Origin of the sequence: Glutamicibacter uratoxydans, from assembly GCF_006539925.1 — a bacterium.
Lineage (GTDB): Bacteria > Actinomycetota > Actinomycetes > Actinomycetales > Micrococcaceae > Glutamicibacter > Glutamicibacter uratoxydans.
Window position 1 is genome coordinate 65,628 of sequence record NZ_BJNY01000018.1, and the last position, 10,094, is coordinate 75,721.

Below are 10,094 nucleotides of genomic sequence, written 5' to 3' on the forward strand. Positions count from 1 at the left end.
CGGTATCCGTAGGCTGTAGCCATGGCAAATATTTCAGTTCAACATATTCCGCTGATCGTCCTGGACGTCGACGAGGCTCTTGCCTTCTATCGCGACGGCCTGGGCCTGGGCGTCCTCTCCGATGTTGCCAACGGCGACTTCCGCTGGGTGTCCCTCGGCGTCCCCGCACAACCCGGTCTCAGCATCGTGCTCTCCGCCCCAGGAGCTGGCCGTTCCGAACAAGATGCGCAGATCATCGCCGAGCAGGTGGCCAAGGGAAACTTCGGCCCCTTCGTCTTTTCGGTTGACGACCTCGATGCTACATTTGAGGCACTTGCGGCCAGTGGAGCCGAGGTGCTTCAAGAGCCGAAGGTGCAGCCTTGGGGACCACGCGACTGCGCATTCCGCGACCCCTCGGGCAATATGATCCGTATCAACCAAGCGGGCTAGGAGCTTCACCATGGCTGACGACGAACAGAGCGGTTTCTCAGAGGCAGAGAAGGCAGCGATGAAGGAGCGCGCCGCTGAGGTCCGCGCACCAAAGAAGCGCATGACCAAGGCGGAAAAGGCCGCGGCCGCGCGCGCCGCGGTCGAAGAAAAGATCGCATCCTATGAGGGAACCGATAAGGTGCTGGCCGAGGCCCTGCACAGGATCATCACTACGACGGCGCCGGAGCTGGAGCCGAAAACTTGGTATGGAATGCCGGCCTACGCACTGGATGGAAACATCCTCTGCTTCATCCAGGATGCAGCTAAGTTTGGCGCCCGCTATCTGACGCTCGGCTTCAATGATGCGGCAAAATTGGATGACGGCACGCTGTGGGCAACTTCGTTTGCGATTACCGCACTTGACGACGGGCTCGAAGAAAAGCTCGCCAAGCTCGTTGCGAAGTCGGTAGGCCGCTGATTTTTCTGCTGGCGGCGGGTTGGCAAGCAGGTTCTTAGACACCATGCTTCCGGCCCGCTGCCGCTAGTTCTCGAGCAGTTCTTCCTTGGCTCGCGGCAATGCCCGGACAAGGACCATCGAGGCCGCCGCGAAGGCCAAGATCAGGGCCAATAATCCGTATCCCAGCGAGCTGGCGTCCAATGCAATAGCTGGTCCCAGCGATGAAAATAACGTCGTAATGGCCAAGACAATGACTGCATATCCGCCGGCCAAAAAGCAGACGACTATTGATTTAGGCCCAGGATACCAATGCCCTAGCGACGTGAAATCGAGGCAGGTCCATGCACCGATGGAGAAGCAAAACAGCGAGATGACTGCCATACTTCCAATGACGAGCCCCGGCGGCGAATATCCTGGTCCTTGGGCCCCAACATGGCGCACAATCCCCTGCGGGAGTTCCGGAGTCAGTAGCAGATAGAGCGTACCTAGAGCAGCCAATGACGCAATTGGGGCTATCAATAGGATGATGATTTTCTGCCGACTAGACATACCAACAGCCTAAGGGTTCAGTCCAGCATTCTCTACACTGCAGCAAAATCTAAGAATCTTACGCTTCTGTGACTCTGAAACAGTCCGACGAAATTTGACCTCACTCACAGCGCTACGGCCAGCATCGACCGCTGTTCTAATACTTCAAGGTACGTTCGCTACAGCTTCTTTGATGAACTGAACCTAGTATTCGCGCGCCTCGCTTGGCAGGATCATGAGGGACTACGAAAGCGAAGTGTGAGACCCTCAAATGCAACGAATCAAGGAATCAGGCGAAGCACTCAAGAACCGCCAGTTCCGCAATTTCTGGATCGGTCGAGTCATCTCTTCGCTCGGTTCTACCGCAGCCCCGGTAGCAATTGCGTTCGCTGCCCTTGACGCCGGCGGCGGGCCGCAGTGGCTTGGTCTGCTCCTCGCATTGAACGTCGCACCTCAAGTCCTATTGCTGCTCGCCGGCGGCGTGCTCGGAGATCGCGTCAGCCGGGACCGTGTGATGGTCGTCTGCAATCTGGTCTCTGGCATCGTCCAAGGTGGCATCGCGCTGCTTCTGATCTTGGGCAGGGCAGAATTGTGGATGCTTGCAGCCTCGGTACTGCTGCTGGGCAGCGCTTCGGCATTCTTCCAGCCGGCATCGCAGGGCTCCATTGCCCAACTGGTTCCGGCTAATCAACGGGTGGCCGCAAACGCGGTGCTGCGCCTGCCCTTGAACGTTGCAAGAGTCCTAGGCCCAGCTCTCGGCGGCATATTGGTTGCCGTATTCGGCCCTGGCTGGGCACTGGCGTTCAACTCCGCGACCTTCTTGATTTCCCTGTTCTTCCTTGCCGCCATTAAGCTGCCAGCCCCCATGCCATCTAAGGACTCTGCGTTCGCATCTTTCAAAGCAGGGTTCAGCCACTTCAAGGCTCGTCGCTGGTACATGGTGATGGTGGCGCAGTCTGCAGTGACGGTCCTGATGTGGCTCGTAGGATTCCAGCTCTTTGGACCGGTCATCTCCGAGCAATCCATGGGCGGAGCCGCTGCATGGGGTTTGATCAGCGGCGGCTTTGCAGCAGGACTGGTGGGCGGATCATTGGTTGCCGTTTCGGTGCGTCCACAACGAGTAGGGCTGACGGTATCACTCTGCTTGGCAACGCAGTCCCTGCCTCTGGCGGCATTGGCGTTGAATTTACCGCTCTGGGCAGTCATCGTCTGCGTAGTCGCAGCCGGAGTGGCGTTGGATATTTCAATCGTCAGCTGGTCCGCATTTTTCCAGGAGCAGATTCCTCAGCAGCTGCAATCCAGACTCTCCTCGATCAGCACCTTCGGCCAGCTGCTCCCGGTACCACTGGGCTACCTCGCCTTCGGCCTGTTAGCCGGAGTAGTTCAACAAAGCCTTTTGGTGGGCATCATGGCTGGCGTGCTGTTGCTTGCGGCTTTGACACCGTTGCTACTTCCATCTGTCCGATCGCTGCGATTGGGAACCGCTGCAGATGAGCTCACCGAGCTGGAAGATGCAGCAGCTTAAACACCAAGGGCGTTGGATCCGGATGTTTCCGGATCCAACGCCCTGGTTGCTAGTTCTTAGCTTTCAAGCTCAGCTGGTGCAGGCTCGCCTTCCAGCTGGCCGTGGCCACCTTCGGCGCGGAAGACGAACTTCTGGTTGTCTCCCTCGCCCTCGACGTCCACGACGACCTTCTGGCCGGTGACGATCTGGCCGAAGAGGATGCGCTCGGAGAGCTGGTCCTCGATATCGCGCTGGATCGTGCGGCGCAACGGGCGGGCGCCCATAGCTGGGTCGTAGCCGCGGTGTGCCAGCAGGCTGCGGGCCGAGGCCGACAGCTCGATCTCGATGCCGCGCTCGTCCAGGCGCTTGCGCAGGCGGCCGATGAAGAGGTCGACGATCTCTTCGATCTCTTCCTGGCTCAGCTGCGGGAAGACCACAATGTCATCAACACGGTTCAGGAACTCTGGGCGGAAGTGCTGACGCAGCTCTTCCTGCACCTTGGCCTGCATGCGCTCGTACCCGGTGCGGGTATCTGCGGCGGCCTGGAAACCGGTCATGACACCCTTGGAGATGTCACGGGTACCCAAGTTCGTGGTCATGATGATGATGGTGTTCTTGAAGTCCACCACGCGGCCCTGGGAGTCGGTCAAGCGGCCATCTTCCAGGATCTGCAGCAACGAGTTGAACAGGTCGGCGTGAGCCTTCTCGACCTCGTCGAAGAGCACTACGGAGAACGGACGACGGCGGACCTTCTCGGTCAGCTGTCCGCCTTCTTCGTAGCCGACGTAGCCTGGAGGGGCACCGAAGAGTCGGGAAACTGTGTGCTTCTCCGAGTACTCGGACATGTCCAGGGTGATCAGTGCATCTTCTTCACCGAAGAGGAACTCTGCCAGCGCCTTGGCCAGCTCGGTCTTGCCGACGCCGGTTGGGCCGGCGAAGATGAACGAGCCGCCTGGGCGGTTTGGATCCTTCAGGCCTGCACGGGTGCGGCGGATTGCCTGGGAGATGGCCTTGATAGCCGAATCCTGGCCGATCACACGCTTGTGCAGCTCTGCTTCCATGTTCAGCAGGCGCGAGGACTCTTCCTCGGTCAGCTTCACTACCGGGATGCCGGTGGAGTTTGCAAGAACCTCGGCGATGAGCTCCTCGGTGACCTCGGAGACTTCATCCAGGTCGCCGTTGCGCCAAGCCTTTTCCTTGTCGTTGCGGGCCTCGATGAGCTTGGACTCCTTGTCGCGCAGCGAAGCTGCACCCTCAAAGTCCTGTGCGTCGATCGCAGCTTCCTTCTCCAGGCGGACGGTGGCGATTTCCTCGTCCATCTCCTTCAGGGCAGGAGGAGCGGTCATGCGCTGGATGCGCAGGCGGGCGCCTGCCTCATCGATCAGGTCCACTGCCTTATCCGGCAGGAAGCGGTCGGAGATGTAGCGGTGTGCCAGCTGGGCGGCAGCCTGCAGCGCGCCATCGGTGATGGTCACGCGGTGGTGCGCCTCGTAGCGGTCGCGCAGGCCACGCAGGATCTGCGTGGTCAGCTCCACCGAAGGCTCCTTGACCTGGATTGGCTGGAAGCGGCGCTCGAGCGCTGCGTCCTTCTCAATGTTCTTGCGGTACTCATCCAGCGTGGTGGCGCCGATGGTCTGCAGCTCGCCGCGGGCAAGCATTGGCTTCAGGATCGAGGCTGCATCGATGGCGCCCTCGGCGGCACCGGCGCCCACCAGGGTGTGGATCTCGTCGATGAACAGGATGATGTCGCCGCGGGTGCGGATCTCCTTGAGGACCTTCTTCAGGCGTTCCTCGAAGTCGCCGCGGTAGCGGGAGCCTGCCACCAGTGAACCGAGGTCCAGGGTGTACAGCTGCTTGTCCTTGATGGTCTCCGGCACGTCGCCGCGCACAATCGCCTGGGCCAAGCCCTCGACGACTGCGGTCTTGCCGACGCCTGGCTCGCCGATCAGCACAGGGTTGTTCTTGGTGCGGCGGGAGAGGACCTGCATAACGCGTTCCATCTCGTGCTCGCGGCCGATGACCGGATCGAGCTTGCCTTCACGCGCTGCGGCGGTCAGGTTGCGGCCGAACTGGTCCAGCACTGCGGAACCGGCTGGGGTTCCTTCCTGCTGGCCGCCGGAGCTGACGCCGGCCGAAGCGGTTTCCTTGCCGCCCTGGTAGCCGGAGAGCAGCTGGATAACCTGCTGGCGCACACGGCCGAGGTCTGCACCGAGCTTGACCAGCACCTGGGCTGCCACGCCTTCGCCTTCGCGGATCAGGCCGAGCAGGATGTGCTCCGTGCCGATGTAGTTGTGGCCCAGCTGCAGAGCTTCACGCAGTGAAAGCTCCAAAACCTTCTTGGCGCGAGGAGTGAACGGGATATGACCGGAAGGAGCCTGCTGGCCCTTGCCGATGATCTCCTGAACCTGCTCGCGGACGGCACCCAGCGAAATATTCAGCGACTCGAGCGCCTTGGCGGCTACTCCGTCACCTTCGTGGATTAGACCGAGCAGCAGGTGCTCGGTGCCGATGTAATTGTGGTTGAGCATGCGCGCCTCTTCTTGGGCGAGCACGACAACTCGACGGGCACGGTCGGTAAATCTCTCAAACATCTTCGGCACACTCCTTGCTTACCAATAGTTCGATGCTACGCACACGAGCCGTGCAATTCTGCCTTGTTCGCCACGGGGATAACCGCCAGCACTTACTTCACAGATGCTTCAGATCTTTCCGGAGGACTTTTCTCCCTTATTCCGAAATTCATTAGCACACCAACTAAATTGCAATGCTAATTATCTTTAATCCAATTAACGTATCAAGGGCCGGTACATAACATGTACCGACCCTTGATGTGGAAGCTGTTCCAAAGCACATTAAATTACTTAGTGCGGGCTCGTCCACCCTTACGCATTGCAGCGTTATAAGCGTCAACAACCTCGGCATTTAGGCGACCACGAGCATTAACCTTGATGTTATTCTCCTTAGCCCATGCGCGGATTGCAGGAGCTTCACTTGCGGCAGTCTGCTTAGAAGAACGTGCTGCTTCAATGTAAGGCTCGATAGCTGCATGGAACTGTGCTGCATGCTCATCGTTCAAATCAATCTCAAAATGCTGACCAGCGATGCTGAAGGCAATTGATTCGGATGCTTCACTGCCATCAATATCGTCAATCAGTGCAATTTGAACCTGACGTGCCATTTGAGAATTCCCTCCGGCTTGAATGTCGTGAGGTGTCTTAGTCTGCGACATCCCCATTTTCATTGCTCAAGTATAGGCTTTATAACGAAGCAATTCGAATTCAATCTGGAATTCACAAGAAATTGTCAGAAAACTCTATTTGTCTCTTGAAGTTGTATCTGCCTGCGCATGCTGTGCAATTAACGCATCTGCTTCAGCTTCAGCTTGGCGTTCTTTGCGATCCGCATTCGAAATGCCTTTAATGACATACCAGAAAAGCAGACCAAGGGCGATGCTTGGAACTAACGCCTCTACATATGGCATGGTATTTATGCCTCCGGCTTGAGTAGTGGGAATAGAATCGTCTCTCGAATACCGACATTGGTAAAGAGCATAACCAGGCGGTCAATGCCCAAGCCGATGCCGCCCATTGGCGGGGCACCGTATTCCAGAGCACGCAGGAAATCTTCATCAAGCTGCATTGCTTCTGGGTCGCCGCCGGCTGCCAGCAGCGACTGCTCGGTCAGGCGTTCGCGCTGGATTACTGGGTCAATCAGCTCTGAGAACGCGGTGCCACGCTCCATGCCGCCAATGATCAGATCCCATGCCTCGATGACGCCCGGCTTCGAACGGTGCGGGCGCGCCAGCGGCTGAGCCAGCGGCGGGTAGTCGCAGACGAAGGTCGGATCGATCAGGGTAGGCTCGACGATTTCGCCGAAGAGCTCGATGACCAGCTTCTGGGCACCCCAGGCAGGATCGAACTTCACCTCGTGCTTTTCCGCGATTTCACGCAGCACCGAAGCTTCGGTTTCTGGGGTGATCTCAACGCCTACAGCCTCGGACAGGCCGGGGTATACGCTCAGCCAGCGCCATTCACCGTCCAGGTTGATGGTGCCCTTGGACGTTTCAATGGTGCGGCCGGCGCCAATGGCGTCTGCGGCATTGAGGATGATTTCCTGGATGCGCTCTGCCATCACGTACTGGTCGGCGTAGGCCTCGTAGCACTCGAGGGTGGTGAACTCCGGCGAGTGGGTCGAGTCGACGCCCTCATTGCGGAAGATGCGTCCGACCTCGAACACCCGGTCGACGCCGCCGACGACGCAGCGCTTGAGGTACAGCTCGGTGGCGATGCGCAGGGTCATTTCCTGGTCGAAGGCGTTCAGGTGGGTCTTGAATGGACGGGCCGAAGCGCCGCCGTGGACCAGCTGGAGCATTGGGGTCTCGACCTCAACGTAGCTGTGCGACTCCAGGGTGTTGCGGACAGCGCGGACGATGGCCGCGCGCTTGTACACCATCTCGCGGGCTTCGTTGCGGACGATCAAATCTGCGTAGCGCTGGCGAACGCGGGTTTCTTCGTTCAAATCGGCGTGCAGCACCGGCAATGGACGCAACGCCTTGGAGGCCATCTGGAAGGAATCAGCCATGACGGACAGCTCGCCGCGGCGCGAGGAGATGACCTTGCCGGTCACCAGAACGTGGTCGCCTAGGTCGACCAGAGACTTCCATTCTGCAAGACGTTCTTCGCCGACATTGGCCAGCGACAGCATGACCTGCAGGCGGGTGCCGGCGCCCTTGGGGCCGCCCTCCTGCAAGGTGGCGAAGCAGAGCTTGCCGGTGTTGCGCATGAAAACAATGCGGCCGACGACGCCTACGACGTCTTCGGTCTCTTCTCCTGCTTCAAGGTGCGCGTACTTCTCGCGGACCTCCTGCAGCGAATGGGTGCGGGCGATGCCCACTGGGTAGGCTTCCTCGCCCTTGGCCAGAAGCTGGTTGCGCTTATCGGTGCGGACCTGGCGCTGGTCGTTTGGATCAGGGGTCTGTGCAGAATTATTTTCGGAAGTCACAATAACCCATTCTACGTTGATTTTTCGGGGTTTCCAGTCGAGCATGACCAGACTTACACCGGCCTGTGCTTTAACGCAGAAGGTGCGGCAAGCTCATGCTTGCCGCACCTAAAATGCGATTACCAGATCACTACGCGCTCTTCGGGCTCGAGCCACATGCCGTCTCCCGGCTTGGTGTCGAATGCCGCGTGGAATGCGTCGAGGTTCTTCGGAACCTGGTTGCAGCGGAACTCGCCCGGAGCGTGCGGATCGGTGGTCACGCGGACCACCGCGGTCTCCGGGCGGATCAGCGTGCGCCAGCATTCTGCCCAGGAGTAGAAGAATCGCTGGTCTCCGGTCACACCATCGATCACTTCATCCTCGACGATGCCATTGGCTGCTAGCTCGAGCTTGTAGGCCTTGTAGGCGATGCCCAATCCGCCCAGGTCGCCGATGTTCTCGCCCAGGGTCAGTGCGCCGTTGACATGGTGTTCGGGAGCTTCGGTAGGCGACAGCGCGTTGTACTGCTCAACCAGCTTGCCGGTCAGCTTCTCGAAGGCTTCCCGGTCTTCGTCGGTCCACCAGTTGGTCAGCTGGCCGCTGCCGTCGTACTGCGAGCCCTGGTCGTCAAAACCATGGCCGATTTCGTGGCCGATCACTGCTCCGATGCCACCGAAGTTCGAGGCGATGTCCCGGTCCACGTCGAAGAACGGCGGACGCAGGATCGCGGCCGGGAAGGCGATCTCATTGAGCAGCGGATGGTAGTAGGCATTCACGGTCTGCGGGTACATGAACCACAGTTCACGGTCCACGCCGTCGTCGATCTTCTTCAATTCGCGCTTGAACTCGAACTCGTTGGCCGCCGCACGGTTGGCGATGAGATCCAGCGGGTCGGTCTCGATGGACGAGTAGTCGATCCACTGGTCCGGGTAGCCGATCTTCGGGCGGAACTTGGACAGCTTGTCCAATGCCTTCTCGATCGTATCCGAACCCATCCACGGCAGGTTGCTGATGGAGATGCGGTAGGCCTCGATCAGCCGCTGCACCAGCGCATCCATGGCGGTCTTGGCTTCCGGCGGGAAGTTCTTGGCAACATACAGCTGCCCCAGGTCTTCGCCGACGGCGCCTTCGGTGAAGGTCACGCCGCGCTTCCAACGGTCCTTGAGCTGTTCCACGCCGCCGAGCTTGGCCGAATAGAAGGCGAAGTTCTCATTGACGAAGGCGCTGGAGAGGTAGGGCGCGAAGGAGCGCAGCACCTGAACGGTCAGCCAGTTCTTCCATGCCTGCAGCGGCTGCTCGTTCAGCAGCGAAGACAGCCCCTGCAGGTAGCTTGGCTGCCATACGACAACCTCGCCGAAGTACTTCTCTTCAATCCCAGCGCCGGCAAGCCAGGTGCGCAGGCTCGGGATCAGTTCAAACAGCGCGTCGCCGTTGAGCAGGTTGTAGCGCGCCTGGGCATCGCGCACCTTGACGCGGTCCCAGTGGTGTGAAGCGATGGCGCTCTCGAGATCGACGACGCTTGCAGCTGCCGCATCAGCATCAGCCACTCCACCCAAGGCCAGCAATCGGGTCAGGTGTTCGCGGTAGTCCGCGACGGTCTGGGCGAACTGTTCCTCGCGGTAGTAGGACTCATCCGGCAGGCCCAGGCCTGCCTGCAGAAAGGTCAGGAGGTTGCGCTCAGGATCTCCAGCATCGTTCATTGCTCCGATGTCGACGAATCCGCTGATTCCCTTGCGGTAGAAAGCACCCGATAGCTCGAGCAGGCCTTCTAGGCTGTCGACCTCATTGATTGCTTCAAGGTAGCCGGCAACAGGGGCTGCGCCGCGTTCTTCGATAATCTCTTCACTCATGAATGAACCGTAGAGGTGCGCAATGCGCTTAGTTGCATCAGTGACTTCTTCACCGGCTTCAACTGCAGCTACTGCTTCGGTAATGAGCTCGTGGACTGCTGCTTCCGACTGGTCCCGCAGCTCCATGAAGGAGCCATAGATTCCCTGATCGCTAGGAATTGTGGCTGTTTCAAACCACTTTCCATTGCTGTGGCGGTACAGGTCGTCCTGTGGGCGAATAGAATCATCCCGGTATTGAAGTGCATTGGTGGTTTCGGCAGTCAAGGAAAACCCCTTAGTAGAAGAAGAGATTGAATCTACTACACACTGTAATCAGTTCTGCCATCAATAGGCTGGCTCGAGCAGGCTATCCACTGTCGGCTTAAAC

9 protein-coding genes are annotated in these 10,094 nt (G+C 59.1%); 3 read left to right on the forward strand and 6 right to left on the reverse strand.

The genetic code is table 11. The features are described 5' to 3' along the window. Positions 1 to 21: 21 nt before the first annotated feature. Together AUR04nite_RS14465 and AUR04nite_RS14470 are read left to right on the forward strand one after the other, a co-directional pair. Positions 22 to 429, forward strand: a complete 408-nt coding sequence (locus AUR04nite_RS14465) for a VOC family protein (RefSeq protein ID WP_141366367.1) — start codon at positions 22 to 24, stop codon at positions 427 to 429. Between the two features lie 10 nt (positions 430 to 439). After that, entirely contained in the window at positions 440 to 886 is a 447-nt protein-coding gene (locus AUR04nite_RS14470; RefSeq protein ID WP_141366369.1) for an iron chaperone, read from the forward strand. Positions 887 to 949: 63 nt separating this feature from the next. On the opposite strand, the gene AUR04nite_RS14475 is transcribed toward AUR04nite_RS14470, so the two are convergent. Next, the gene (locus AUR04nite_RS14475) at positions 950 to 1,414 is read right to left on the reverse strand and encodes a hypothetical protein (protein ID WP_141366371.1); all 465 of its coding nucleotides are present in this window, start codon (positions 1,412 to 1,414) and stop codon (positions 950 to 952) included. A 250-nt stretch (positions 1,415 to 1,664) separates the two neighbouring features. Between AUR04nite_RS14475 and AUR04nite_RS14480 the strand changes: the two genes are divergently transcribed. Beyond that, complete coding sequence (locus AUR04nite_RS14480; protein ID WP_141366373.1) at positions 1,665 to 2,918, forward strand: MFS transporter; 1,254 nt, start codon at positions 1,665 to 1,667, stop codon at positions 2,916 to 2,918. A 56-nt stretch (positions 2,919 to 2,974) separates the two neighbouring features. Here AUR04nite_RS14480 and AUR04nite_RS14485 read toward each other — a convergent pair whose 3' ends face one another. The 5 genes from AUR04nite_RS14485 to AUR04nite_RS14500 form a co-directional block, all read right to left on the reverse strand. Beyond that, positions 2,975 to 5,488: an ATP-dependent Clp protease ATP-binding subunit gene (locus AUR04nite_RS14485; protein ID WP_141366375.1), complete on the reverse strand. Its 2,514-nt coding sequence runs from the start codon at positions 5,486 to 5,488 to the stop codon at positions 2,975 to 2,977. 266 nt (positions 5,489 to 5,754) lie between these two features. After that, positions 5,755 to 6,138: a histone-like nucleoid-structuring protein Lsr2 gene (locus AUR04nite_RS14490; RefSeq protein WP_246055545.1), complete on the reverse strand. Its 384-nt coding sequence runs from the start codon at positions 6,136 to 6,138 to the stop codon at positions 5,755 to 5,757. A 72-nt stretch (positions 6,139 to 6,210) separates the two neighbouring features. Beyond that, positions 6,211 to 6,378, reverse strand: coding sequence for a hypothetical protein (locus AUR04nite_RS17960; protein WP_170184223.1), 168 nt, complete (start codon positions 6,376 to 6,378; stop codon positions 6,211 to 6,213). Positions 6,379 to 6,383: 5 nt separating this feature from the next. Further along, positions 6,384 to 7,943: a lysine--tRNA ligase gene (lysS, locus tag AUR04nite_RS14495; RefSeq protein ID WP_141366377.1), complete on the reverse strand. Its 1,560-nt coding sequence runs from the start codon at positions 7,941 to 7,943 to the stop codon at positions 6,384 to 6,386. A 74-nt stretch (positions 7,944 to 8,017) separates the two neighbouring features. Then, complete coding sequence (locus AUR04nite_RS14500; RefSeq protein WP_141366379.1) at positions 8,018 to 9,991, reverse strand: M13 family metallopeptidase; 1,974 nt, start codon at positions 9,989 to 9,991, stop codon at positions 8,018 to 8,020. Between the last annotated feature and the right edge of the window lie 103 nt (positions 9,992 to 10,094).

What these genes read in the sequence shown, in the direction of transcription:
- AUR04nite_RS14465 (WP_141366367.1), top strand. Translation starts at nt 22, where the DNA reads ATGGCAAATATTTCAGTTCAACATATTCCGCTGATCGTCCTGGACGTC.
- AUR04nite_RS14470 (WP_141366369.1), top strand. Translation starts at nt 440, where the DNA reads ATGGCTGACGACGAACAGAGCGGTTTCTCAGAGGCAGAGAAGGCAGCG.
- AUR04nite_RS14475 (WP_141366371.1), bottom strand. Translation starts at nt 1,414, where the DNA reads ATGTCTAGTCGGCAGAAAATCATCATCCTATTGATAGCCCCAATTGCG.
- AUR04nite_RS14480 (WP_141366373.1), top strand. Translation starts at nt 1,665, where the DNA reads ATGCAACGAATCAAGGAATCAGGCGAAGCACTCAAGAACCGCCAGTTC.
- AUR04nite_RS14485 (WP_141366375.1), bottom strand. Translation starts at nt 5,488, where the DNA reads ATGTTTGAGAGATTTACCGACCGTGCCCGTCGAGTTGTCGTGCTCGCC.
- AUR04nite_RS14490 (WP_246055545.1), bottom strand. Translation starts at nt 6,138, where the DNA reads ATGAAAATGGGGATGTCGCAGACTAAGACACCTCACGACATTCAAGCC.
- AUR04nite_RS17960 (WP_170184223.1), bottom strand. Translation starts at nt 6,378, where the DNA reads ATGCCATATGTAGAGGCGTTAGTTCCAAGCATCGCCCTTGGTCTGCTT.
- lysS (WP_141366377.1), bottom strand. Translation starts at nt 7,943, where the DNA reads ATGCTCGACTGGAAACCCCGAAAAATCAACGTAGAATGGGTTATTGTG.